This is a genomic window from Hymenobacter glacialis (assembly GCF_001816165.1).
In the GTDB taxonomy this organism is placed as follows: domain Bacteria; phylum Bacteroidota; class Bacteroidia; order Cytophagales; family Hymenobacteraceae; genus Hymenobacter; species Hymenobacter glacialis.
On record NZ_MDZC01000010.1, the window covers coordinates 131,227 to 155,241 of the forward strand.

The following is a 24,015-nucleotide window of genomic DNA, read 5'->3' on the forward strand; positions in this document are numbered from 1 at the left end:
GTCATTTTACCCTTTGCCGGTGTATCTTTGTGCTCTGCCGAAACGCGTTTATACTATGTCCCAAGCCTTATTAACCCTAGATTTCTTAGATAAAGAGACCCTCGCTCCTGAGGCTACGCCCAGCGGCGAAGTGCGGGTGACGGCCGCTACCCGCACGGGCCGGCAGCGCAAGCTCTACATTGAGAGTTACGGCTGCCAGATGAATTTCTCGGATTCGGAAATCGTGTCGAGCATTCTATTCGATGAAGGGTTCGATACCACCGACGACCTGGCCAGCGCCGATTTGGTGCTGCTCAACACCTGCTCCATCCGGGAGAAGGCCGAGCAGACGGTGCGCATGCGCCTCTCACAAATCAACTCGCACAAAAAGCGCAACCCCGGCCTGCTGGTGGGCGTGCTGGGCTGCATGGCCGAACGCCTGAAAAGCAAGTTTCTGGAAGAAGAGAAAATTGTGGACCTGGTAGTGGGCCCCGATGCCTACCGCGACCTGCCGCAGCTCATCAGCCAGGTAGACGGCGGCCAGAAGGGCGTGAACGTGCTGCTGAGCCGCGAAGAAACCTACGCCGACATCACGCCCGTGCGCCTGAACAGCAACGGTGTGTCGGCCTTCATCAGCATCATGCGCGGCTGCGACAACATGTGCTCGTTCTGCGTGGTGCCTTTCACCCGCGGCCGCGAGCGCAGCCGCGATGCCCACAGCATTCTGCGCGAAGCCGCCGAACTCGTGGCCGCCGGTTACAAGGAAGTGACCCTGCTGGGTCAGAATGTGGACAGCTACAAGTGGGCCAGCGCCGACGGCCTGGAGCACGTCAACTTCGCCCAGCTGTTGGAGCAAGTGGCCCGCATCAGCCCCGAGCTGCGCGTACGTTTCTCCACCTCGCACCCAAAGGACATCACCGACGAGGTGCTGCACACCATGGCGCGCTACGAGAACATCTGCAAGTTCATTCACCTGCCCGCCCAGAGCGGAAACTCGCGCGTGCTGGCCCTCATGAACCGCACCTACGACCGCGCCTGGTACGAGGAGCGGGTGCAGGCCATCCGCCGGATTCTGGGCGACGACTGCGCCATCAGCTCCGACATGATATCGGGCTTCTGTTCCGAAACCGAGGAAGAGCACCAGGACACCATGAGCCTGATGGACTACGTGCGCTACGACATGGCCTACATGTTCTTCTACTCGGAGCGCCCCGGCACGCTGGCCGCCCGCAAGCTAACCGATGACATTCCGCTGGAAACCAAGAAGCGCCGCCTCCAGGAAATCATCGACAAGCAGCAGCTACACAGCGCCGAGCGCAACCAGCGCGGCATCGGCCGCGTGCACCGCGTACTAGCCGAGAACTTCTCAAAGCGTTCAAAAGAGCATTTGAGTGGCCGCAACAGCCAGAACCAGGTGGTGATTTTTCCGCGGCAACACTTTGTGAAAGGCGACTACGTGGATGTACTGGTGCATTCGGCATCGGCCAGCACCTTGCTGGGCGAGGTTGTTTTGTAGCTGTCAGTTGTTTTACTGCTAATTAGAATATTGTAGTAAAGCTTTCATTTTTCGCAAGAACTCATAGCATCAAGTGTAATTTTTTATTTCTTATCAATCTACCCATGTCTCCATTTACATCTTTATACATTTGGCAGGCAGCCCAGCTCTTGGTAGGCGGTTTTCTTGCCTTCCTAGTCATCCGCTTGTTATGGCGTATGAATTTCCCCAAAAAATGATTCCTAAATGACTGGCTTCGACGAATCCGGTCGTGCTAATGACTACACAAGAAATTCAATCCATTAAGCTCCGGTTCGGCATCATCGGCAATGCGCCGGCGCTGAACTACGCCATTCAGGTAGCCGCGCAGGTCGCGCCTACCGATATGACGGTGCTCATTACCGGCGAAAGCGGGTCGGGCAAGGAGTCGTTTTCGAAGATTATTCACGCCTTGTCGCCGCGCAAGCACGGGCAGTTTATTGCCATCAACTGCGGCGCCATTCCCGAGGGCACAATTGATTCCGAGTTGTTCGGCCACGAAAAAGGCTCTTTTACAGGGGCCAATGAGGCGCGCAAAGGCTACTTTGAAGTAACCAACGGCGGCACCATTTTCCTGGACGAAATTGGCGAGATGCCGCTTGGCACCCAGGCCCGCCTGCTGCGCGTGCTGGAGAACGGCGAGTTCATCCGCGTGGGTTCTTCGAAAGTGCAGAAAACCGATGTGCGCGTGGTGGCGGCCACCAACGTGAACCTGCTCGACCGCGTGCAGGCCGGCACCTTCCGCGAAGACCTGTACTACCGCCTCAACACGGTGCCCATCACGGTGCCGGCCCTGCGCGAGCGCGGCGAGGATATCTACCTGCTGTTCCGCAAGTTTGCTTCCGATGCGGCCGAGCGCTACCGTAGCAAGCCCATCACGCTGCTGCCCGATGCGGTGCAGGCGCTCACGCGCTTCCGCTTCCCCGGCAACATCCGCCAGTTGAAGAACATCGCCGAGCAGATTTCGGTGTTGGAAACCGAGCGTGAGCTGGATGTGCGCCGCCTGGCGCCTTACCTGCCGCAGGAGCAAACCAGCCGCCTGCCCATGCTGCTGGGCCAGGGTGCTCCGGACAGCGCCACGGCCGGTTACTCGGAGCGGGACCTGCTCTACAAAATCCTGTTCGACATGCGCCGCGATATGACGGACCTGAAGAAAATGGTGCTGGAGCTGGCCACCGGCCAGCGCCCCCACGAAGCCCAGGAGCTACTGCGCCAAAACAGCCACCTCTTCAACAATACCGCGCCCAACGGCTCGTTTGAGGCCGGCGCCGCTTCCGAGTATTTCTTGCCCGCAGCGGCCAAGTCGTACAACAACGACTCCGAAACAGACTACGAAGAGGAAACGCCCGTGGAAGACATTCCGCACGAAACCGAAGAGGAAACCCTCTCCCTCGACGTGAAGGAACGCGAGATGATACTCAAGGCGTTGAAGAAACACAACAACAAGCGCAAGTACGCTGCCCAGGACCTGGGGATTTCGGAACGCACGCTGTACCGTAAACTGAAGCAGTATGACCTGGAGCAAGTTTGATTCGTTAGCTGATGGCTTTCAGCTGTTAGCTATCAGCTTTTGGGCGGGGCTGCGAAGGAGAGCTATCAGCTATCAGCTATTAGCTATTAGCTCACTACTGGGTGGCTGCGGCATCTACTCCTTCAACGGCACCAACATTGACCCCACCATCCGGACGGTCTCCATTAGTACCATTCAGAATAATGCGCCCAACGGGCCGGCTTTCCTCACCCAGCGCTTCACCGAGGACTTGAAGGACTACTTCCAGCGCAATACCAACCTCAAGCTGGTGCCCCGCGACGGCGACCTGCAGTTTGATGGCAACGTGGTGGCGTATGACTTCGCCCCGGCCTCCATCCAGAAAGTAGACGGCATCGACCAGGCCGGCTCTAACCGCCTCACTATTCAAGTCAAAATCCGATTCACCAACACCAAGGACGACAAGCAGAGCTTCGAGCAAATCTTCCAGAATTTTGATGACTACGGGGCCGGCCGCAACATCGCCACCATCAACAGCGACCCCAACGCGGTGCGAACCACCACCAATAAAATCATTACCGACATCTTCAATAAGTCGGTAGCTAACTGGTAACCGCCGAATGCGTTGGCCGGCAGCGCGCCATTATTATTCACTGATTCTGGGATGCAATACGCACAAACTCGGCGGTAACACCGCGGGCGTTTGCGTAAATTAGCGTAATGTTGCGCCCCGTTAATCCGTTCGGAGCCGCTGATTTAGGAATCATCTCCTGCGTCTGGTTCTCTCACCCGTTGCTGCTTTCCCCGTGACCCGCGCCACGCTTCTCCACGTTCTCGACCATACTTCGGCCATCGGTCTGGCGGAAGTGCGCGAGCTCGAACAGCTGGCGCAGGCCTTCCCTTACTGCCAAACCGCTCACTTGCTGCTGGCCAAAGCTGCCCACGACCAAGGCACCATGCTGGCCGGCCAGCGCCTGCGCCGCGCCGCCACCTACGCCGCCGACCGCACCCTCCTGCGGCGCCTTATTGAGCAGATAGACCCAGTTGCCGTTGAGATTCCACCGATTGCTCCAGCTGCAACCCAGAGCGCTGCTTTTGAGGTTGCGCCCCCGGTCGTCCCGCAGCCTTTGGCACCCGAGCCAGCTGCTCCGGAGCCAGTAATAGCAGAAAGAGTAATACCCGAAGCGCTATTACCAGCAGCAGTACCGGTGGCTCCCGCGCCCCCCGCCGTTTTGGCAGCGGAGCAGGAAGAAGCGGCCCAGGTAGCGGCACCCGTTTCGGTTGACATCACCCCGGAGCCTGTTGCAGCCACCCCTCCTGCCCCGCTACCCGCAGTTGAGCTGCCGCAGGCCGAAGAAATCAGCGTCCCTGAATACCCAAAAGAGGAAAGCGGAACAACACCCGAAGCGGTGCCACAAGCTGAAATATCGCCCGTTGTAGAGGAACCAGATGCTTCGCTGCTGCTCGATGTAGAGGGCGTTGAAATTCTGGCGGCTGAGCCGGTGCAGGAGATTATACCTGCCGAGGTAGCCGCACCTGAAGAAGATTTACCTGCGCAAGCCCCTGCTATTCGGCCGCCGGTGGAAGTTGGGGAAGCCCGCTTTGAGTTCGGCCTGGCCGATGCGCCGCCGCTGGCTTCGCCCACCTACGAATTACCTGGCTTGGTTGATGAGTGGGCGGCCTCAGCGGTTACGCGCAGCCTGGGGAGCCTGGAACCCATCCCGGAAGTACTGGCCCACATTGCCAGCGACGCAACCCAGCCCGCACTCACTCCCGCAGCTTTTACCGGCGATGAGGCCATTGGCTATGGGTTTGGCGAAAGCAGCCGCCTGGGCTTTTCCATGCAGCTCCTGAACCTGCTGACCGACAAGGCCATGGGCACCAGTACCGCCAGCGATGCAATAGCAGCGGCCCAGCCTCCGGCCACGCCGCTGCCACCTGCAGGCACTTTTTTCGAGCCCGACCCGCTTTTACTCGACCACTGGGCCACGCATTGCCCGCCGGCCCCCGCGCTGCCCTCGTCGCTCGACCTCATCAACAACTTTCTGCGGCGCCAGCCCCGCCTCACGCGCCCCGCTATGCTGCCGCCCACGGCCGGCGCCCAGGCCGACCTGAGTGTGCGCAGCACCCGCCCGGAAGCCGACCTGGTATCCGACAGTCTGGCCCGCATCCTTGTGCGGCAAGGCAAAACGGCCCGCGCCATTGAGATTTATGAAAAGCTCATGGTGAGACAGCCGGAAAAAATGGCGTACTTTGCGGCCCAAATACAGTCTTTGCAACCTCCGGCATAATCCGCCTTTTTAGCTTCTTTGTTCGTCATGTACATTTTCATCATCGTTCTGATTCTCATTGTGTGCTTCCTGCTGGCCTTGGTGGTGCTGGCCCAAAACCCCAAGGGCGGCGGACTCTCCAGCCAGTTTGGTGCCGGTGGCGGTGCCGCCAGCATGATGGGCGTGAAGCGCACCGGCGACCTGCTCGAAAAACTCACCTGGGGCTTCGCCATTGGCTTGGTGGTGTTGTCGCTCGGCACGCACATGGTTACGGGCACTACTTCCGGCCCCGTGCGCAGCGTGAACCAGCAGCGTGCATTGGAAACCCGCCTGCCGGCCCCGGCCCCCGCTCCTGGCGCACCGGTTCCGGCTGCTGCCCCAGGTGGTGCTACGGCCCCAGCTACGGCTCCTGCCGCCACGCCCGCGCAGCCAGCCCCGGCTCCTGCTACGCCAGTACAAGAGTAACGGCGCTTTTTGCGCTACGCTACCCGTAAAGCGTGGTTCCTGAGGGAGCCACCGGCTTTATTGCATTTGGCCTAACTGGCCGATTGACTCAGGGCCCTGCCGTTATCCGCCACTTTTGCCACCAAGTGGCTGCAAAAAGTGCCCATTTTGTCAGGTTTACGGGGCTGGCACGGGAAGTGTGACTAGGGCGTAAACGCTGATTTTTCATCTTACTAAACCCAAACACACACAGAATGGCACTTAGCATGAAACCGCTGGCCGACCGCGTCATTGTACGCGCCGCCGCCGCCGAGGAGAAAACCAAATCCGGTATCATCATCCCCGACACGGCCAAGGAGAAGCCCCAGCGCGGTGAAGTTGTAGCCGTAGGCGAAGGCAAAACCGCTGACAGCGGCTCGCTCATCAAGCCCCAGGTGCAGGTAGGCGACCAGGTACTGTACGGCAAGTACGCCGGCACCGAAATCACTGTTGACGGCGAGGACCTGCTTATCATGCGCGAGTCGGACATTTTCGCGGTGCTCTAGCCCGTCGAAAACCCAAATTCCTAATTATTAATTCTTAATTCCCTCCAGAAGTGGCTAAGAACATTCAATTCGACACCGAAGGCCGCGCCCGCTTGCAGGCCGGTGTGAACAAACTGGCGAACGCCGTGAAAGTGACCCTGGGCCCCAAAGGCCGCAACGTCATTATCGACAAGAAATTTGGTGCGCCCTCCATCACCAAGGACGGTGTGACCGTGGCCAAGGAAATTGAGCTGCGCGACCCCATCGAGAACATGGGCGCCCAGCTCGTGAAGGAAGTGGCTTCGAAGACGGCCGACCAGGCCGGCGACGGCACCACTACTGCCACCGTATTGGCCCAGGCCATCTACACGGCTGGTTCGAAAAACGTGGCAGCTGGTGCCAACCCGATGGACCTGAAGCGTGGCATCGACAAGGCGGTAATCGCCGTAGTTGCCAACCTGAAGTCGCAGTCGAAGAAAATTGAGAACTCGGCAGAGATTGCCCAGGTGGGCACCATTTCGGCCAACAACGACGCCGAAATCGGCCAGATGATTGCCGATGCCATGGAGAAAGTGGGCAAGGAAGGCGTTATCACCGTGGAAGAAGCGCGTGGCACCGAAACCGAAGTTAAAACGGTGGAAGGCATGCAGTTTGACCGCGGCTACCTCTCTCCTTACTTCGTGACCAACCCCGAGAAAATGGAGGTTGAGTTCGACTCGCCTTACGTTCTCATCTACGACAAGAAAGTGAGCACCATGAAGGAGCTGCTGCCCGTATTGGAGCAGGTACTGCAGACTGGTAAGCCCCTGGTAATCATCTCGGAAGATGTGGACGGCGAAGCCCTCGCTACCCTAGTGGTAAACAAGCTGCGCGGCTCGCTGAAAATCGCGGCCGTAAAGGCTCCCGGCTTCGGCGACCGCCGCAAGGCCATGCTGGAAGACATTGCCACCCTCACAGGCGGTACCGTTATCAGCGAAGAGCAGGGCTACAAGCTCGAAAACGCTACCTTGGAATACCTCGGTACGGCTGAGAAAATCATCATCGACAAGGACAACACCACCATCGTGAACGGCAAGGGCTCGAAAGAGGCCATCACCGGCCGTATCAGCCAGATTAAGGCCCAGATGGAGACCACCACGTCGGACTACGACAAGGAGAAGCTGCAGGAGCGCCTCGCCAAGTTGAGCGGCGGTGTGGCCATTCTCTACATCGGTGCCAGCACCGAGGTGGAAATGAAAGAGAAGAAAGACCGGGTTGACGATGCCCTGCACGCCACCCGTGCCGCCGTTGAGGAAGGCGTGGTACCCGGCGGCGGTGTAGCCCTGGTGCGTGCCCTGGAGGCACTGGCCGCGGTAGACACCCGCAATGCTGACGAGCGCACTGGTGTAAACATCATCCGTACGGCCCTCGAGGCGCCCCTGCGCTGCATCGTGCAGAACGCCGGTGGCGAAGGCTCGGTGGTCGTGCAGAAGGTGCGCGAAGGCAGCGGTGACTTCGGTTACAATGCCCGCGAAGACCGGTACGAGAACCTGGTGGCCGCTGGTATCATCGACCCCACCAAGGTGACCCGTCTGGCCCTCGAAAACGCTGCTTCCATCGCCGGCCTGTTGCTGACGACCGAAGCCGTTATCTCGGACGAGCCTGAGCCCAAAGATGCTGGCCATAGCCACGGCGACGGTGGCATGGGCGGTATGGGTGGCATGGGCGGCATGATGTAATCAAGCTGCTCGCAGCTTTGCTGTGAGTTATAGAAGCCCCGCTGGCATTAGCCGGCGGGGCTTTTTTTGTGGGCTGTTGGTAACCTCGCGTAAGCTGGCCGCAGTTTAGCGCGTAGCGCGTAACTGCGAGCCTGTGGTGAGGTGAATCTGTGACTCACGGCCGTGTGACTGCTATGAGCGGCCACGCCATCTAATCGGACAGCGAGTTACAAACTCGCTTTTACTTGGCGGCCTACAGTTACGCGCTGCGCGCTAAACTGCGGCCAGCACAAGGGGGCACCGGTTCGTGAGGGCATTGTCTCTACTGAACCCGCCGGGAGCAATTCAGGTGCCCCCTCTTTTTTGGAGAGGGGCCGTGCCCGGCAGGGGTCAGGGGGTGAGGTTACCGTCAGCGCATAAAAGAAGCCCTGCCGCTTACGCGACAGGGCTTCTTTTTTCAGCACCTTGCTCCTTACGCCTTAGGCAAAGGCGCGGGGTAGTTGCGGGCGTCCATCATCTTAGCCAGCTTACCGCTAATGAGGAAGAGGATAATTGCCGCGGCGGATGCCGACACCACGAACACCATGAAGAAGTCGTAGAGGTTGTTGATTTGGAAACCCAGCAATTCAGGCGCGGGGCCGGTGGATGCGGGGTCGGGATAGAGGCTGCTCATGTAGCCGGCAAGGTAGTTGGCGGCGGCGTTGGCGAGGAACCACACGGCCATCAGCAGGGAAGCGAATTTGACCGGGGCCAGCTTATTTACCAGCGACAGGCCAATGGGTGAGAGGCACAACTCGCCCACGGAGTGCAGGAAATAAAGCGCCACCAGGAAGAACATGCTCACCTTCACGCCGGGCTGCAGGTTGGTTACGCCAAAGCACATTACGAGGTAGCCAGCGGCCAGGAAGGCCAGGCCAATGGCCATCTTGAGGGGGGACGGTGGCTCGGCACCGCGGCGGCCCAGAGCCGTCCAGACCATGGCCATGAGCGGGGCCCCAATTACCACGAAAATGGCGTTCAGGTTCTGGAAGATACTGGCCGGCAAAGTGTAGCCGAAAATGATGCGGTCCATCTGCTCATCGGCGAAGAAGGTGAGCGAAGCCGGGGCCTGCTCGAAAGCCGCCCAGAAAAACACCACGAAGAACGACACGATGAAAATAACCATGATGCCTTTTACGTCGGCACCGCTTAGCGACTTATCGCTAAAAATCATGTAGGAGATACCCAACACGGCAACGCCCAACAGCGGCGCAATGGTGGGAAACTTAGCCGAGTCCAGCCACAGGATGCCCAGAATGAGGGCCAGCAGTACCGGCAGCAGCGCGTACACGCCCATGATGCCGCCCGACTCCACGGGGGTCAGGCCCACCTGCTCGCCGGTGGGCGTGTGCAAGTGCTTGTCTTTGCCCCAGTTAAACACCGCCGTGCCCAATAGCATGGCAATGCCGCAGGCCAGGAAGGCCCAGCGGAAGTCCGACGGGTTGCCCGTGTCGCCGATGAGGCTGGTGACGGTGTTGCCAATAAAGGAACCTAGGTTAATACCCATGTAGAAGATGGTATAAGCCGCGTCCTTGCGCTTATCGGTAGCACTGTAAAGCGTGCCCACCATCGACGAAATATTGGGTTTGAAGAAGCCGTTGCCCACAATCATCACGCCCAGGCCCAGGTACAGCAGCCAGTGGCTAAGGGCGTGGGATTCGGCCGGCCCGTAGTTGGAAGCGCAGAAAAACAGTGTGAACTGGCCCAATGCCATCAGCAGGCCGCCCGTGATAATGGAGCGCCGGTTGCCCCAGTACCGGTCCGATATGAAGCCGCCGATGAGCGGCGTGAGGTACACCAAGCTGGTGTAGCCGCCGTAGAATTTGGACGCAAAGGCCTTGTCCATCATCATGGCCTTGGTGAGGAACAGCACCAGCACGGCCCGCATGCCATAGTAGCTGAACCGCTCCCACATTTCGGTGGCGAACAGCAGGTATAGCCCGCGGGGGTGGCTCGTGGAGTCCGCGGAAAGCGGTTGCCCGGACTGGGCAGAAAGTGGTTGCATGAGCAAAATTAGAGTGAGGGGTGAGAAGGCAACTAGCGGGAAATGAGGCCCTGGACGCGAATTAGTGCAGTACGGGCACGGTAAATCTAGGAAAGATTCGCCATTATCATAGGAACGCGCCTTGGCACGAGCAATGGTTGAACCGGGTCCCGGCGGCATGCAGTCCAAACGGGTTGGTGCATGAGCTGGTCATCGCCCGGTTATTGAACGCGCCAAGGCGCGTTCATCCGAATTGTGCGCTACGGAGTCGTTCCGGTAGGCTTTGGCCCGGTAGGCTACGGGCGATAGGCCGGTCTGCTTGCGAAAGAACCGGGTGAAATAACCGGGGTCAATGAACTGCAGTTCGTAGGCAATTTCGGCTACGGAAAGCGAGGTGTAGAGCAGGTAGTTGTGGGCCTTGCGAATGGTGTGGGCCTGCACAATCTGCTGGGCCGTTTTGCCCTTCACGGCCTGGCAGATGCGGTTGAGGTGAACCTGGGTAATCTTGAGCTCCTGGGCAAACTCCGATATTTTCTTCTCGAACGGAGCGGTGCGTGCAATGGCTTTCTGGAACTCGCGGAAGTAGTGCAGGGCGCGGTTGGGGCTTTCTTCCTTGCGGCGGTTGTGGTGCAGCAGCCGGAATATCTTCACAAACAGCAGCTTGAAATAGCCATTTAGCGCCAGCTGCTTGCCGGGCAGCTCTGAGTAGATTTCCTCGTGAATCTGCTGCTCCAGAGCCTGTAGGTCGGCAAAGGTTACTTCGGAGTTGAAGTCCGACAGAATGTGCACACTGTTCAGCTCGACCAGCACGCCGGGCGTGGCCTGCAGAATGGTATCGAGCAGGGCCTCGGAAAGCGTGAGCGTGCGGCCCTTCACCTGCGGGCTAAACGTGAAGCCGTGCACGGTGTTGGCCGGAATGATGACCAGGCAGGGCGTGACCAGCTCCACCATTTCGGGCGCCTCAAACGCGGCCGGCCGGCTTCGAGAAAAAACAGCTGGAACAGGTTTTCGTGCAGGTGCGGCTTGAGGCCCCAGTCGGTGAGGCGCAGGCGCGGCACAATGAGCTGGCTCTGCAGGTAGTCGTGCGAGAGCAGCGCCTTGCTATCGCCGTAAATGCCATTGTAGCTGGCGATGTTGGAAGTCATCGAACTGACGGTTGGGGCAGGGACAAAGCAAACCTAAGCGGGGGCCCAAACAAAACCACAAGGGTCTCAGTTGGCTTGCTGCCGGGGCTTCAAGCCTTAAAAATAACTGAGAAATCAAACATGGTTTAATTTGTCCCGTTAAACAAACGAATTGTTTCACTGCCATTGGGCTGAATAATTCTACCTTTGTCTCCTCACTCACGGGAATTCCCACCCAACACCACAACTGCCATGCAAGAACCTTCCACACTTGCCTCCGATTCCCCCAATCGTTTGCAGGCCCTGGGCTTCAACGAAACGGCCACTGTCCACCTCAATTTGACGCCTGCTGAGCTCATTGAGCACGCCTTGCGCAACGGGGAAGGCCACCTCACCGACACCGGTGCCCTGATGGCCGACACCGGCAAGTTCACCGGCCGCTCGCCCAAAGACCGGTTCGTGGTGAAGGACGCCAACACCGAAAACAGCGTGTGGTGGGGCGATATCAACATCCCCTTCGACGCGGATAAATTCGACCAGCTGCACCAGAAAATGGTGGCCTACCTGGCCGATAAGGAGATGTACGTACGCGAAGCCTACGCCGGCTCCAACCCCGATTACCAGCTCAAGCTGCGCATCGTGAACGAACAGGCCTGGCACAACCTGTTCTGCTACAACATGTTCCTGCGTCCCGCCGAAGGTGCGGACACCAGCTGGCTGCCCGACTTCAGCATCATCTGCGCCCCCGGCTTCGAGGCCGACCCGGCCGTGGACGGCACCCGCCAGCCCAACTTCGCCATCCTCAACTTCACCAAGAAGATGATTCTGATTGGCGGCACGGGCTACGCTGGCGAGATGAAGAAAGGCATTTTCGGCGTGCTGAACTACCTGCTGCCCCACGAGCGCGAAACCCTGCCCATGCACTGCTCGGCCAACGTAGGGGACTCCGGTGACACGGCCATTTTCTTTGGCCTCTCGGGCACCGGCAAAACTACCCTTTCGGCTGACCCAAACCGCGGTCTCATCGGCGACGACGAGCACGGCTGGACGCCCGATGCCGGCATCTTCAACTTTGAAGGCGGCTGCTACGCCAAGGTAATTGACCTGAGCCAGGAAAAGGAGCCCCAGATTTGGGACGCCATCCGCTTCGGCTCCATCGTGGAAAACACCCGCTTCATCCCCGGCACCCACACCGTGGACTACGCCAACAAGTCGGTGACGGAAAACACCCGCACCGCCTATCCTATCAACTTCATCGACAACGCCATCGAGCCGTCGGTGGCCGATGCGCCGAAGAACATTTTCTTCCTCACTGCCGATGCTTTTGGCGTGCTGCCTCCCATCAGTAAGCTCGACAAGAGCCACGCCATGTACCTGTTTATGTCGGGCTACACCGCCAAGGTGGCCGGCACCGAAATGGGCGTAACCGAGCCGCAGACCACGTTCTCGGCCTGCTTCGGCGCCGTGTTCCTGCCCCTGCACCCCACCAAGTACGCGGAGATGCTGGGCAAGAAAATGGATGAGAACCCCGACGTCAACGTCTGGCTCATCAACACCGGCTGGACCGGTGGCAGTTACGGCACCGGTCACCGCATGAAGCTGAGCTACACCCGCGGCATGATTACGGCTGCCCTCAACGGCCAGCTCGACCAAGTGAAATTTACTAAGCACCCCACCTTCGGGGTAGCCGTGCCCGGCGCCGTGCCCGGCGTGCCCACCGAAATCCTGGACCCGCGCAACACCTGGGCCGACAAAGCCGCCTACGACAAAACGGCTGCCTCGCTGGCCGAGAAATTCGTGGAGAACTTCAAGAAATACGCGGACTTCGCCAACGAAGAAATTCTTGCCGGCGCCCCCAAGGTAACGGCAGCTGCTGAGGTAGCGTAACGCAACTCGTTTATTATCCAAAAGCCCCGTCAGTTATCTCTGATGGGGCTTTTGCTTTTAACCAATCACCTAGCCGACCGAGTTAAGTAGTAGACCAAAAAGTAGCCTTAGCAAACGAGGCGGTCATGCTCATCTAGCGTCCGCGCAGTTGGAACCCCACCTGAACATGACGGCTTCGGCCCGTACTTTGCCACATGCACACTTTCTACGCGCCCAAGCTTAGCGGTACCACTTACACCCTCCCCGAAGACGAGAGCAAGCACGCCGTGCGCGTGCTGCGCTTGGGCGCCGGCGATGCCGTGGAACTGCTCGACGGCCGCGGTAGTCGCTACGCGGCGGCCGTGGCCGATGCAAATCCCAAACGCTGCCAGCTGCGCATCACCCAGCAGGAAACCGTAGCTCCCCGCCCCTATTTCACCCACATTGCCGTGGCCCCAACTAAAAACCTTGACCGCATGGAGTGGTTCGTGGAAAAGGCCGTGGAAGTTGGCGTCGAGCGCATCACTTTTCTGCGCTGCGCCCGCTCGGAGCGCCGCGAGCTGAAGCTGGAGCGATTGGAGAAGATTGCCATTAGCGCCATGAAGCAGTCGGGCCAGGCCTGGCTGCCGCAACTCGATGAGCTTGCCGACTACGCTGGCTTTGTGAAGAATGTAGCGCCCGACACAGCCTACATTGCCCACCTGGCCGATGACGAGCGCACCGCCCTTTCTAGTGTGGCCGCTACGGGCGCGGGCTGCTGCGTGCTCATTGGCCCGGAGGGAGACTTCACGCCGGCCGAAATTGCTCAGGCGCGCGAGCGTGGCATCCGGCCAGTGACGCTGGGGGCTTCCCGGCTTCGCACCGAAACGGCTGCGCTGGCGGCGGCATTCACCGTGCACCTGAGCCGGGAGCGGTAGGCTGTTGCGACTTATTCTTCCCTGCTCCTGCTACACGGTCAGTCAACAACTCCTGCACCGGCTGCAACCTGACGGCCGGCACGGTGTACCTCATGCAGCCAACGGAACCATCTTCCTGCTGCTCGCTTTTACTTTGCCGGCGGCTGTTGAAACTGCCCACCTGTCCCATGTTCAAAAACCTGCTCCTTTTGATTGCCCTGCTGGTCAGCACTTCCGCTGGCCCGGCCTCCTACAGCTTCAAAATCGCCAAGCTGCACTATGGCGGTGGCGGCGACTGGTACGCCAATAAAACGTCCTTGCCCAACCTCATCCAATATTGCAACCAGACGCTCAAAACGAACATCGCTCCCGACGAAGCGACCGTGGAGCTCGACGCGCCTGAACTGCTTACTTACCCCTTCGTGCATATGACTGGCCACGGCAATGTGACCTTCACGGCCGCCGAAGCCAAAAACCTGCGCCGCTACCTCATCGGGGGCGGTTTTTTGCACATAGATGATAACTATGGGCTGGATAAATTCATTCGCCCCGAAATGAAGAAGGTTTTTCCCGAGCTCGAATTTGTGGAGTTGCCTTTCTCCCACCCCGTCTACCACCAGAAGTTCGATTTTCCGCGGGGCCTGCCCAAAATCCACGAGCACGACGGCAAGCGCGCGCAGGGCTTCGGTCTGCTCTACAAAGGCCGGCTGGTGTGCTTCTACAGCTACGAATCCGACTTGGGCAACGGCTGGGAGGACCTCGGCACCTACCCCGAAGACACACCCGCCGCACACGATGCGGCCCTGCGCATGGGCGCCAACCTGGTGGCGTACGCCCTCACCCAGGATTAATCCCAACGCCTACCCAAATTCATATTATTTGCTGACGGCTTGGGCCCCTGCTCGTCCGTAGGGGCAGAGCGCAAGGCTAGTACTTGCGCTGGAATATTTCGCTGAGTACAAACGCAGCCCGCACCCCATCGGGCTGCTGGAGCATCTGGCGTACGGTTTCGTTCAGCGGCGCGGCCGAGCGCCCTACACTGCCCTGCTTATCGGATTCCAGCAGCGACTCGGTATACGCTCGCGGCTGGTCCGATGCCCGACGGACCACCACCGATGGGGTAAACGCCCTCGAACGGGCAGTGGCCGGAGCCTCCAATGAGGCCTGGCGCACCGCGACGCGCTCCTTTGAAAACGTGGGACGGGCAATTTCGCGGGGCATCAGGCGCCCGCCCAGCGTGCGCTCCGCTGGCGCCAGCGGAGCCAAGGTGGAATTTGGCGGGGCCGGCGCAGCTGGCATGGGGGCATTGCGGGCCTGCATTTGCTGCAGTAGCTCCTGGAAGCTGGCCGTGGGCAAGCCCGGCACCACCCCGCCAGCGGGCCGCTCACGACTTTCGCGTGCACTGTTTTCCTGCACTTTTTTTATCATTCGGTACACAAAAGCACCGATGGCAAGCAGTATCCAAACCAGGGTTTTGAACTCGTCCATGGGTGTAAGGTACGGAATGGTGGGACTTCGCTTAGCAGTCTAACAACATACGCATTGGCAGTTATTCGCCATCTATTATCAGACATCGAACTATATCTGCACCAACAACGAGCAGCTAACAACTCATTACCGGATACCTTTTTGGGGAAAGCGGCCGGTTTTTGTGCGATAGAAAGCCTTGATTTTTTCCTCATCGGCCGCGTAGTCGCCCGTTGGGTACACGGCTTCGCCGATGCCGGCTTCTTTGTTTTTGTAGTCCAAGTACCCCAGCCGAATGGGTACATTGGCACCCAACGCGGCGAAATAGTAGCCCTTGCGCCAGCGCGGCTGGTAGGCCCGCGTGCCCTCGGGCGTAATGAGAATCACCAGCTCTTCGTGCTGCTCGAATAGCTTCACCATGCCATCCACGAGGCTGTTGTTTTTGCTGCGGTCTACGGGCAGGGCGCCCACGGCCCGCACCATGCCCCCCAGCAGCCAGTGCTCGGTCCATTCCTTTTTCACGGTGAAGCGCACGTCCACATCCATCAGGTAAAAAGCGGCGCGGGCCATGATGAGGTCCCAGTTGCTGGTATGCGGGGCCGCAATCATCATGCTTTTCTTAATTTCCGGATTGCGAATTTCGCCGAGCTTCCAGCCCGAAATCCAAAACACGAATTTGGCAATGTAGTACCAGGTTGTAGAGGTTTTGCGCGCGGGCATTGAGGCAGTACTGGTGATGAGACAAAAACAATTAGCGGGAGTGGTAGCCGGTCGGTACCGCTCCATTTATCTGCAAAGATGGGCAGTTGCAGCCAACTGTAAGCGCTGCCGGCTGCTATTGCCCGCCGCTCCGTCTAAAGCAGCGCCTGTAGAGCAGCCGCTTGGCTCATGGTGTAGTGGTAGCCAATATCGAACAGCTCCGCCCCGCGCTTGTAGCCCAGGGGCCGGTGGTGGCGCAGTTCCTGGGGTTCCAGCACCAGCGCGCACTGGCCCTTTCGGGCGGCCGTATTTGCATTTATTGCCAGGTGCAGGGTACGCTCTACCAGCCGCCTAAAGTTGGGAATATGCGTTTCCGCGTGGCTTGGGTTGCAGTTCACCCCCACCACCCGTAGCTCCGGCTTGCCCAGCAGCGGCTCCACCGGCAGGTTGTTGAGTAGGCCACCATCCACCAGCTGCCGGCCCTGGTACTCCACCGGCCGGTACACAATGGGCACCGCCGAGGAGGCGAGCAACGGCGCCAGTAACGGCCCGGAGTTGAAATACACCGACTCGCCGGCCAGCAGGTCGGTTGCCACCAACGTCATCGGCACGTCCAAGTCCTCGAAGTTCACCCTGCTCCCCAGCTGCCGGGCAATAAGCTGGGCCACGGCATCGAGCCGCAGTAAGCCGTAGCGGCTAAAAGCAGGCCGCGTGAGACTAAACAGGTTGGTGGTCAGCAGCAACTTTAAAATTTCGCGCGGCGCAAACCCCGCGGCATAAAAAACACCGGCAATGGCCCCGGAGCTTACCCCGGCCAGCTCCCCTACCGGCAGCTGCAGCTCATCCAGCGCCGCCAGCACCCCGAGGTGGGCAATGCCCCGCGCGCCACCTCCCGACAATGCCAACCCCAGCTGGGCCATGGTGTAGTTTAATTTTTTTCTGTTCTATTCGATTTCGCAACCCTGGTCCACGGCCGCATCCTTCGCAGGCGCGTTGTTACGCACCCCTCGCCAAGGCTATAAGTCGGCGATTCGCAGCGTTTCGGCCAGGCGGACGCCTTTGTCGGTGAGCTGCACAGTGCAGGCCTCGTTGATGGGGTCGTGTTCAAGGACCAGCACCCAGTTTTCATCGGCTGCCCGCCGCAGCACCGCCTCCTTTTCGGTCATGGTCACCAGGGGGCGCACGTCGTAGCTCATCACATAGGGCAACGGAATATGGCCGGTACTGGGGAGCAAATCGGCCATAAAAGCCAGCGTGCGGCCCTTGTAGTCCATCAATGGCGCCATCATTTTCTCGGTGTGCCCGTCAGCCATTATGATTTCCCGAAACTGCGGCAGCTCGGAGGAGTTCCCGGCTTGCACGTCCAGGAATTTCAGATTCCCGCTCTCCTGAATCGGCAAAATGTTTTCCTGCAGAAAGCTGGCTTTCTCGCGTGGGTTGGGCTGCAGCGCGCACTGCCAGTGCGCGTCGTTGCTCCAGTACGTAGCGTTTGGAAATGCCAGGGCCAGCTTGCCGTCGCTCTGGCGCTGCACTGAGCCACCGCAGTGGTCGAAGTGCAAGTGTGTAAGAAAAACATCGGTAATGTCCGCGCTGGTAAACCCCAGCTTCCGCAACGATTTTTCCAGCGTATCGTCGCCGTGCAGGTAGAAATGGCCCCGAAATTTCTCGTCCTGCTTTTCTCCAATTCCGTTGTCAATCAGCAGCAAGCGTCCTCCGTCTTCGATAAGCAGGCACCGCATGGCCCAGGTGCACATGTTGTTTGCGTCGGGCGGGTTGAGCTTCTGCCACATGCTCTTGGGCACCACGCCAAACATGGCGCCTCCGTCAAGCTTGAAAAGACCGGTGTCGAGGGGATGGATTTTCATATTTGAGCGATTGGCTGCTGGCTGATAGCTATTAGCCTCATTAAAACCACTAGCTGCTAACAGCTAACGGCTATAAGCTAATAGCTTAAAATAAATTATTCCACCACCACGCCCATGGCCGAAAACTTGTCGATGCGCTGCGAAATTCGGTCGGCCGGCGCAATGGCTTCCAGTTCCTTTAGCGTCTTGAGCAGCGTGTATTTCAGGGTTTCAATCATTTGCTCGGGCGCTGTGTGTGCCCCGCCCAGCGGCTCTTTCACAATGCCGTCCACCAAGCCGGCTTTCTGCATGTCGATGGCCGTGAGCTTGAGCGCCTCGGCAGCTTGCTCCTTATAATCCCAGGAGCGCCACAGAATGCTGCTGCACGACTCGGGCGAAATCACCGAGTACCAGGTGTTTTCCAGCATTAGCACCCGGTCGCCGATGGCAATGCCCAGGGCCCCGCCGCTGGCCCCTTCACCAATTATGACGCAGATGACGGGCACCTTCAGCATGAACATCTCCTTGAGGTTGCGGGCAATGGCTTCGCCCTGGCCCCGCTCCTCGGCCTCCAAACCCGGAAAAGCGCCCGGCGTGTCTATCAGCGTCACCACCGGCACGTTAAATTTCTCGGCCAGCTTCATTAGACGCAAAGCCTTGCGGTAGCCTTCGGGATTGGGCATGCCGAAATTGCGAAACTGACGCTGTTTGGTGTTATGCCCCTTTTGCTGGCCAATAAACATCACCGGGTGGCCGTTTATCTCGCCGAAACCGCCCACCATGGCCTTGTCGTCGCCCACGGTACGGTCGCCGTGCAGCTCCACAAACTTGTCGGCCATGCCCTCTATGTAATCCAGGGTGTACGGCCGCTCCGGGTGGCGCGAAAGCTGCACCCGTTGCCAGCGGGTGAGGTTGGCATACGTTTCTTTCTTGAGAGCCTTTATTTTGGCTTGCAGCGCCGCCACGGCCTCGCTCACGTCTACGTCGCTTTCATCGGCCAGCTTTTGCATTTCGAGAAGCTTGCCTTCTAGCGCAGCAATGGGTTGTTCAAAATCAAGGAGCATGGAATACGGACTATTTCAAATGGAAAGACGAAAGAAGAACACCACGGAAAGCTTTTGCAAAGGAAAACCACATCCCTCACCTGCAAAAGCCTTTCATCAGGCGGATGGCAAAGGTAAAACATCCATCGCAGCAGCAACCCACAAAAATTAATGAGCCTGAAAAACAACATACAACCGTTCCCAGCCTCCCCTTTTTAGAAAAACTTTGGCCCAGCGCTTGCAGGGCGCGGTTTTATTGCCCTACCTTTGTATCACCAAAACGGAAAAGCACACGGCTTCTCCACCAAGGCAAACGGTTTGGTAGTTCAGTTGGTTAGAATGCCGCCCTGTCACGGCGGAGGTCGCGGGTTCGAGTCCCGTCCAGACCGCCAGTTTGCAAGAAAAGGCCATTTCCTCATCGGAAATGGCCTTTTTCGTTTTTTTCACTGGCGGACGGCCGGATATGACTGGGAAACTACTTTGAGCATTGAATTCGAGTGCCTCACTTCTGACGACCAGGGTGCTGGTGAAATTCCGAAATGGCGTTCTCTCGCCTTGGTATTCAGCTCAAGCGGCGAAAGCGACTGAGCAAGCGGAATAGTGTTCAACTGACGGCTGGTTTCGCCGGGCTACCTGATGTAGGCTTTGCAGGCTTTATTGCGCGGTAGTGCGGCCGGGGGCTACGCATGCCCCGTAGCACAATTGGAGGCAGCAAAAATGAAGCCTGAGCGCGGTGAATTGGTAGGTCAGCCAGCTTAGGGAGGAGCTTTGGCTAAGCACCCATGCCGTTGATGAAGGTGTCGACGAAGCCGATGACCTTGTTTACTACCCGCTCGTAGACTGGCCGGCGCTGCAGGAATTTGGGCTTTTCTTCCACCATGTTGATTACTTCGTCGATTAGGGGCTTGCGCTCGGTGAAGAGGTAGGTACCCAGCAGGGCCTGGAGCTTGAGGGGGTCGAGCTTTTCTTCGTTGCTGATGGCGTCGAGGGCTTTTTGCTGCTCCTGGGCCCAGAAGGCTTCGAAGGTGGCGGGCACGTCTTCGGCGTCGTCGATGTGGGGAAGGTTTTCGTTGATGAACTTCTGGATGAGCTCGCGCTTGCTGCGCAGGGTGGCCTCGCCGGTGAGGATGTCGAGGATGGCCTGTTTCTGCTGCTGCTGCTCGGCGGCGGTGGCGCCGTTGAGCTTGGCCAGCAGCTTGAGGATGTAGGCCACGTTAATTTCGTCGCGGTGGATAAGCTCCAGCTCGAAATCGACATCTTCGAGGATGGACTCCTTCTCCTTGGGGGTGCTGTTTTTTACCTTGTCGTAGAGGTCGAGGTACTTGCTTTTGTAGTCCTCGAAGCCTTGGGCCGACATATCCAGCTGGTCGAAGCTGAAATCGGCGAAGGAGGTGAGGACGTTCTTGAGGCGCATCAGCTCCCGGAAGGCTTTCACGAAGGCCAGCTCCTCGTCCTCGCTGGGGAGGGCATCGACGCTGGCCACGGTGGGCGCGACTTTCAATAACTCGGCCACGGCGGCGTTGAATTTCTCCACGTAGTCCTCGTAGGGCTCCATGAGGATGATGTCGCGGGCATCCTTGTTCGAGAACAGGGCGATGGCGTCGTCGGTGGCCTGCTTGAGGTTGCGGAAGCAGACGATGTTGCCCTGTGACTTCTGCTCGGTGTAGAGGCGGTTGGTGCGGCTGAAGGCCTGGATAAGGCCGTGGTGCTTGAGGTTCTTGTCGACGTAGAGGGTGTTGAGGGGCTTGCTGTCGAAACCGGTCAGGAACATGTTCACCACCAGCAGAATGTCGACCTCTCGGTTTTTCACGCGCTTTGATAGGTCGTTGTAGTAGTTGTAGAACGACTGGCTATCCTTGGTCGAGTACTTGGTGTTGTACTGGGTGTTATAGTCCTGGATGAAGGCGTCGAGCTTTTCGCGGGTGTGGCTGTGGGCGGTGTAGGCCAGAGCCGGGCCGGGCTCGGCGGCGATGGGCAGGGCCAGGTCATCGTCGTCGAAGTCGGGCAGCAGGCCGTTGGCGCCCTTGTCGGCTTCGTTGTCGGTGTAGCTGAAAATGGTGGCGATTTTCAGCTGATGGCGGCCTTCGGCCTTGCGCTGCCGGAACAGCTCGTAGTAGCGGATAAGGGTATCGACGCTGCTCACGCAAAACAGGGCGGTGAGCTCCCGGCCGTGGGTTTTGCGGGCGTGGTTGTCTATGATGTAGTCGGTGATTTTCTCCAGGCGCTGGGGGGCTTCGAGCAGCTCTTTGGTATCGATGTCCTCCACCTCAATGTCGATGGCGGTGTGGCTTCCCTCCTTTTCGCGGTAGCGGCCGATGTACTCGACCGAGAACCGGAGCACGTTCTCGTCCTTGATGGCGTCGGTGATGAGGTACTTGTGCAGGCACTCGTCGAACAGCTCGCGGGTGGTGCGCTTGCCCAGCTCGTTGCGCACGGCGTTGTCGGCGAAGATGGGGGTGCCGGTGAAGCCGAACAGTTGCGCGGCCCCGAAAAAGGCCTTGATGCGCCGATGGGTGTCGCCGAACTGGCTGCGGTGGCACTCGTCGAAGATGAAGACCACGCGCTCGGTCTGGAGCTTTTCGAGCCGGGGCAGGTAGCGCAACTGGCTGATGGCGGTGTTGAGCTTCTGGATGGTGGTGACGATGAGCTTGGTGCCGTCGTCGGCCAGCTGCTGCACCAGGGCTTTGGTGTTGTCGGTGCCGTCGACGCTGCCGGCCGAGAAGCTGTTGAACTCCTTGGTGGTCTGGAAGTCGAGGTCTTTGCGGTCGACCACGAACACGACCTTGTGCACCTTGGGCAGGGCCACGAGCAGCTGGCTGGCCTTGAAGGAGGTGAGGGTTTTGCCCGAGCCGGTGGCGTGCCAGATGTAGCCGCTCTTGTCGGAGGTGCGCACCCGCTCGATGATGGCCTCGGCGGCGTAGAACTGGTAGGGCCGCAGCACCATGAGCACCTTGTGCGTCTCACTGAGCACGATGTATTTGGTGAGCATCTTGGCCAGATGGCAGGGCTCCAGAAACGCCTGGCTGAATGCTTCGAGCTGGGTGATGAGCTTGTTAGCCTTGTCGGCCCAGTAGAAGGTTTGCTTGAAGGTCTGGTGGCGGTTGTTGGCGTAGTACTTGGTGTTGACGCCGTTGCTGATGACGAACACCTGCACGTACTGGAACAGGCCGAACGAGGCCCCGAAGGAGTGGCGCTGGTAGCGGTTTATCTGGTTGAAGGCTTCCTTGAGCTCCAGGCCCCGGCGCTTGAGCTCGATTTGCACCAGGGGCAGGCCGTTGACGAGCAGCGTGACGTCGTAGCGGTTTTTGTAGGCACCTTCCTGCCGCACCTGCTGCGTGACCTGGAAGCGGTTTTGGCACCAGTGCTCCTGCTGGATAAATTCGAGGTAGATGCTCTCGCCGTTGTCCTTGGTGAGCTGGAGCTTGTCGCGCAGGGTTTTGGCCCGGTCGAACACGCCGCCCTTGTGGAGGTGGTTGAGCACGCGGCCGAACTCCGGGGCGGTGAGCGTGACGCGGTTGTGGGCTTCGAGCTGGGTTTTGAGGTTGGCCAGCAGGGCCGCCTCGTCGGGCAGGGCCACGTAGGTGTAGCCCAGCGCCTGCAGCTGCTTTACCAGGTTGTCTTCAAGAACCTGCTCCGATTGGGTAGACATGGGGGCGGCGAATAAATCAAACGAACAACTGTTGCAGCAAGCCTTTCTTGAATTGCTGGGCGTGGTGGAGCTGCTTGGTTACGAGGGCTATTTTATCGTCGATGGCAGTAAGGAAACTGGCAATCTTGGTTTGTTCAGGAAGAGATGGCAAATCAATTAAAATACCTAGAAAGGTGCTTTCATGAATCCGCTTACTGCCTGAGCCACTGGCTATACTCTCCAGCTTTTTGTAATAACTCTCTCTTGACAAGTAGAAAAGAAAGAAACTTGGATTCATCTTTCCTGGATTAATATCTAAAACAGGAATATCACCTGATGATAAAAACCCATCAAATTCATCAGGTATAATACTAAATGCGCCATTGAATAAATTTTGCTTTCCAAAAATAAATTGCCCCTTTTTTCTGACAAAATAATTCGTTGCTCCCAAAGTCAGTGACTCGGTATTATTATTTTTTAAAACACCTTTAAGGTGCAATTTTACAGTCAACAATTTATTGCTGTCTATCTCAGCAGGTTGCATTTTTTTAGGAATGCTCATCAATTGGCTCAACTGGGTTTCCTCCCACGCCGGGAACTCCTGCCCATTCTCATCCTGAAACCGGAGTTGCTGGGAGAACAGCTGCTGCATGACGCCTTTCTTGTAGTCGGTTAAAAGGGCCTGCTTTTGGGTGAGCTGCTGGATTTTGGTGTCAACGGCGGTTAGGAAAGAGGCTATTTTTTGCTGTTCGGGGAGAGGCGGTATTGGCAACTTGAATTTAGATGTATCACCAATACCAAAGAAATTCATCGCACTTCCGCTATTCTGAGATAATACTTGTTTCTCAATAATAGGAGATGACATGATGCTCTTAAGGTACAAGTAATAAACCTCTTGATTAGACCTTAAAAGAGTAAGTTGTGGGCCAATATTCCCACTGCTTATTTCTTTATTCACCAAACCAATAGCACCAACATTAGAACCGCGGTTAGTGAATAAAATGTCATTAAGCTTTAAATGAGCCTTTTTCAGCTTGGCATGTTTACTTAATGACTGATGTTACGCGGATATTTAGGGGAGTGATTTACGTTTGGTGATGAGTTGCACACTGGATTTGTACACAGATTACCTGATTAGTTCGACGGGTCAAACGTCGGCCACGGGTTTATCACGGCTGCTGGATGGGGCCGTGAGTCACGACCAGGTCACGCGCTGGCTGAGTAGTTCGTATCTGGACTCTGAGCAGGTCTGGAAGCAGGCCAAGCCGGTGATTCGCGCGGCCGAGCAGCAGCGGGCGGACGACGACTTTGCGGTGCTACTCGTGGATGATTCCATCCTGGAAAAGGCCCACACGGACCCGAGTGCGTTGATTTGCACCCACTGGGACCATAGCAAGGGCCGCTTCGTCAAGGGCCTCAATTTCGTCAGCCTACTCTACCAGGCCGGCGAGCTGGCCCTGCCCATCGCCGTGGAACTCATCGAAAAAA

22 protein-coding genes and 1 tRNA gene are annotated in these 24,015 nt (G+C 58.2%); 13 read left to right on the top strand and 10 right to left on the bottom strand.

Annotation, left to right across the window (positions count from 1 at the left end):
- Positions 1-55 precede the first annotated feature (55 nt).
- From miaB to groL, 7 genes are all read left to right on the top strand, one after another.
- Positions 56-1,495 carry a tRNA (N6-isopentenyl adenosine(37)-C2)-methylthiotransferase MiaB gene (gene miaB / locus BEN48_RS00535; protein ID WP_083320615.1) on the top strand — a complete coding sequence of 480 codons (1,440 nt, stop codon included), beginning with the start codon at positions 56-58 and terminating at the stop codon, positions 1,493-1,495.
- Positions 1,496-1,751: 256 nt separating this feature from the next.
- Entirely contained in the window at positions 1,752-3,044 is a 1,293-nt protein-coding gene (locus tag BEN48_RS00540; protein ID WP_070731873.1) for a sigma-54 interaction domain-containing protein, read from the top strand.
- Positions 3,025-3,615, top strand: a complete 591-nt coding sequence (locus BEN48_RS00545) for an LptE family protein (RefSeq protein WP_083320616.1) — start codon at positions 3,025-3,027, stop codon at positions 3,613-3,615. The genes BEN48_RS00540 and BEN48_RS00545 overlap by 20 nt, the downstream gene beginning before the upstream one ends.
- Before the next feature lie 193 nt (positions 3,616-3,808).
- A complete protein-coding gene (locus BEN48_RS00550) occupies positions 3,809-5,293 on the top strand; it encodes a hypothetical protein (protein WP_070731874.1) in 1,485 nt (494 codons plus the stop codon).
- A gap of 27 nt (positions 5,294-5,320) precedes the next feature.
- On the top strand, positions 5,321-5,737 hold the full coding sequence (gene secG / locus BEN48_RS00555) for a preprotein translocase subunit SecG (RefSeq protein ID WP_070731876.1): 417 nt from the start codon (positions 5,321-5,323) through the stop codon (positions 5,735-5,737).
- 233 nt (positions 5,738-5,970) lie between these two features.
- The gene (gene groES / locus BEN48_RS00560; protein WP_035563022.1) at positions 5,971-6,261 is read left to right on the top strand and encodes a co-chaperone GroES; all 291 of its coding nucleotides are present in this window, start codon (positions 5,971-5,973) and stop codon (positions 6,259-6,261) included.
- Positions 6,262-6,311: 50 nt separating this feature from the next.
- Entirely contained in the window at positions 6,312-7,958 is a 1,647-nt protein-coding gene (gene groL, locus BEN48_RS00565; protein ID WP_070731878.1) for a chaperonin GroEL, read from the top strand.
- 451 nt (positions 7,959-8,409) lie between these two features.
- On the opposite strand, the gene BEN48_RS00570 is transcribed toward groL, so the two are convergent.
- The 3 genes from BEN48_RS00570 to BEN48_RS18930 all read right to left on the bottom strand — a co-directional run bounded on the left by BEN48_RS00570 (position 8,410) and on the right by BEN48_RS18930 (position 11,105).
- Positions 8,410-9,981, bottom strand: coding sequence for a peptide MFS transporter (locus BEN48_RS00570; protein WP_070731880.1), 1,572 nt, complete (start codon positions 9,979-9,981; stop codon positions 8,410-8,412).
- A 189-nt stretch (positions 9,982-10,170) separates the two neighbouring features.
- Positions 10,171-10,911: an AraC family transcriptional regulator gene (locus BEN48_RS00575; RefSeq protein ID WP_070731882.1), complete on the bottom strand. Its 741-nt coding sequence runs from the start codon at positions 10,909-10,911 to the stop codon at positions 10,171-10,173.
- A complete protein-coding gene (locus BEN48_RS18930; RefSeq protein ID WP_158010058.1) occupies positions 10,833-11,105 on the bottom strand; it encodes a cupin domain-containing protein in 273 nt (90 codons plus the stop codon). The genes BEN48_RS00575 and BEN48_RS18930 overlap by 79 nt, the downstream gene beginning before the upstream one ends.
- A gap of 231 nt (positions 11,106-11,336) precedes the next feature.
- On the opposite strand from BEN48_RS18930, the gene pckA reads away from it, so the two are divergent.
- The 3 genes from pckA to BEN48_RS00590 all read left to right on the top strand — a co-directional run bounded on the left by pckA (position 11,337) and on the right by BEN48_RS00590 (position 14,697).
- On the top strand, positions 11,337-12,971 hold the full coding sequence (gene pckA / locus BEN48_RS00580; RefSeq protein WP_070731883.1) for a phosphoenolpyruvate carboxykinase (ATP): 1,635 nt from the start codon (positions 11,337-11,339) through the stop codon (positions 12,969-12,971).
- A gap of 194 nt (positions 12,972-13,165) precedes the next feature.
- Positions 13,166-13,867, top strand: a complete 702-nt coding sequence (locus BEN48_RS00585) for a 16S rRNA (uracil(1498)-N(3))-methyltransferase (protein WP_070731884.1) — start codon at positions 13,166-13,168, stop codon at positions 13,865-13,867.
- 167 nt (positions 13,868-14,034) lie between these two features.
- Positions 14,035-14,697 carry a DUF4159 domain-containing protein gene (locus tag BEN48_RS00590; protein WP_083320617.1) on the top strand — a complete coding sequence of 221 codons (663 nt, stop codon included), beginning with the start codon at positions 14,035-14,037 and terminating at the stop codon, positions 14,695-14,697.
- Between the two features lie 76 nt (positions 14,698-14,773).
- Here BEN48_RS00590 and BEN48_RS00595 read toward each other — a convergent pair whose 3' ends face one another.
- From BEN48_RS00595 to BEN48_RS00615, 5 genes are all read right to left on the bottom strand, one after another.
- A complete protein-coding gene (locus tag BEN48_RS00595; RefSeq protein ID WP_070731886.1) occupies positions 14,774-15,334 on the bottom strand; it encodes a hypothetical protein in 561 nt (186 codons plus the stop codon).
- Between the two features lie 126 nt (positions 15,335-15,460).
- The gene (locus tag BEN48_RS00600; RefSeq protein ID WP_070731888.1) at positions 15,461-16,033 is read right to left on the bottom strand and encodes a 1-acyl-sn-glycerol-3-phosphate acyltransferase; all 573 of its coding nucleotides are present in this window, start codon (positions 16,031-16,033) and stop codon (positions 15,461-15,463) included.
- Between the two features lie 134 nt (positions 16,034-16,167).
- Positions 16,168-16,932 (bottom strand): patatin-like phospholipase family protein, encoded by a 765-nt coding sequence (locus BEN48_RS00605; RefSeq protein WP_070731889.1) that lies wholly within the window; start codon positions 16,930-16,932, stop codon positions 16,168-16,170.
- Between the two features lie 96 nt (positions 16,933-17,028).
- A complete protein-coding gene (locus BEN48_RS00610; RefSeq protein WP_070731891.1) occupies positions 17,029-17,877 on the bottom strand; it encodes an MBL fold metallo-hydrolase in 849 nt (282 codons plus the stop codon).
- 95 nt (positions 17,878-17,972) lie between these two features.
- A complete protein-coding gene (locus BEN48_RS00615) occupies positions 17,973-18,920 on the bottom strand; it encodes an acetyl-CoA carboxylase carboxyltransferase subunit alpha (RefSeq protein ID WP_070731893.1) in 948 nt (315 codons plus the stop codon).
- On the opposite strand from BEN48_RS00615, the gene BEN48_RS18935 reads away from it, so the two are divergent.
- Positions 18,919-19,071 (top strand): hypothetical protein, encoded by a 153-nt coding sequence (locus BEN48_RS18935; protein WP_158010059.1) that lies wholly within the window; start codon positions 18,919-18,921, stop codon positions 19,069-19,071. The genes BEN48_RS00615 and BEN48_RS18935 overlap by 2 nt on opposite strands.
- Before the next feature lie 143 nt (positions 19,072-19,214).
- Positions 19,215-19,291, top strand: a tRNA-Asp gene (locus tag BEN48_RS00620).
- Positions 19,292-19,671: 380 nt separating this feature from the next.
- Here BEN48_RS00620 and BEN48_RS00625 read toward each other — a convergent pair.
- Entirely contained in the window at positions 19,672-22,548 is a 2,877-nt protein-coding gene (locus BEN48_RS00625; RefSeq protein ID WP_070731895.1) for a type I restriction endonuclease subunit R, read from the bottom strand.
- Positions 22,549-22,564: 16 nt separating this feature from the next.
- Complete coding sequence (locus BEN48_RS00630; RefSeq protein ID WP_262490065.1) at positions 22,565-23,560, bottom strand: restriction endonuclease subunit S; 996 nt, start codon at positions 23,558-23,560, stop codon at positions 22,565-22,567.
- Between the two features lie 64 nt (positions 23,561-23,624).
- Between BEN48_RS00630 and BEN48_RS00635 the strand changes: the two genes are divergently transcribed.
- On the top strand, positions 23,625-24,015 hold a 391-nt coding region (locus tag BEN48_RS00635), incomplete at its 3' end, for a transposase (protein WP_141764570.1).

What these genes read in the sequence shown, in the direction of transcription:
- BEN48_RS00575 (WP_070731882.1), bottom strand. Translation starts at nt 10,911, where the DNA reads ATGGTGGAGCTGGTCACGCCCTGCCTGGTCATCATTCCGGCCAACACC.
- miaB (WP_083320615.1), top strand. Translation starts at nt 56, where the DNA reads ATGTCCCAAGCCTTATTAACCCTAGATTTCTTAGATAAAGAGACCCTC.
- BEN48_RS18930 (WP_158010058.1), bottom strand. Translation starts at nt 11,105, where the DNA reads ATGACTTCCAACATCGCCAGCTACAATGGCATTTACGGCGATAGCAAG.
- BEN48_RS18935 (WP_158010059.1), top strand. Translation starts at nt 18,919, where the DNA reads ATGGAATACGGACTATTTCAAATGGAAAGACGAAAGAAGAACACCACG.
- BEN48_RS00600 (WP_070731888.1), bottom strand. Translation starts at nt 16,033, where the DNA reads ATGCCCGCGCGCAAAACCTCTACAACCTGGTACTACATTGCCAAATTC.
- BEN48_RS00585 (WP_070731884.1), top strand. Translation starts at nt 13,166, where the DNA reads ATGCACACTTTCTACGCGCCCAAGCTTAGCGGTACCACTTACACCCTC.
- BEN48_RS00605 (WP_070731889.1), bottom strand. Translation starts at nt 16,932, where the DNA reads ATGGCCCAGCTGGGGTTGGCATTGTCGGGAGGTGGCGCGCGGGGCATT.
- BEN48_RS00625 (WP_070731895.1), bottom strand. Translation starts at nt 22,548, where the DNA reads ATGTCTACCCAATCGGAGCAGGTTCTTGAAGACAACCTGGTAAAGCAG.
- BEN48_RS00590 (WP_083320617.1), top strand. Translation starts at nt 14,035, where the DNA reads ATGTTCAAAAACCTGCTCCTTTTGATTGCCCTGCTGGTCAGCACTTCC.
- secG (WP_070731876.1), top strand. Translation starts at nt 5,321, where the DNA reads ATGTACATTTTCATCATCGTTCTGATTCTCATTGTGTGCTTCCTGCTG.
- pckA (WP_070731883.1), top strand. Translation starts at nt 11,337, where the DNA reads ATGCAAGAACCTTCCACACTTGCCTCCGATTCCCCCAATCGTTTGCAG.
- groES (WP_035563022.1), top strand. Translation starts at nt 5,971, where the DNA reads ATGGCACTTAGCATGAAACCGCTGGCCGACCGCGTCATTGTACGCGCC.
- BEN48_RS00540 (WP_070731873.1), top strand. Translation starts at nt 1,752, where the DNA reads ATGACTACACAAGAAATTCAATCCATTAAGCTCCGGTTCGGCATCATC.
- BEN48_RS00570 (WP_070731880.1), bottom strand. Translation starts at nt 9,981, where the DNA reads ATGCAACCACTTTCTGCCCAGTCCGGGCAACCGCTTTCCGCGGACTCC.
- BEN48_RS00610 (WP_070731891.1), bottom strand. Translation starts at nt 17,877, where the DNA reads ATGAAAATCCATCCCCTCGACACCGGTCTTTTCAAGCTTGACGGAGGC.
- BEN48_RS00545 (WP_083320616.1), top strand. Translation starts at nt 3,025, where the DNA reads ATGACCTGGAGCAAGTTTGATTCGTTAGCTGATGGCTTTCAGCTGTTA.
- BEN48_RS00595 (WP_070731886.1), bottom strand. Translation starts at nt 15,334, where the DNA reads ATGGACGAGTTCAAAACCCTGGTTTGGATACTGCTTGCCATCGGTGCT.
- BEN48_RS00615 (WP_070731893.1), bottom strand. Translation starts at nt 18,920, where the DNA reads ATGCTCCTTGATTTTGAACAACCCATTGCTGCGCTAGAAGGCAAGCTT.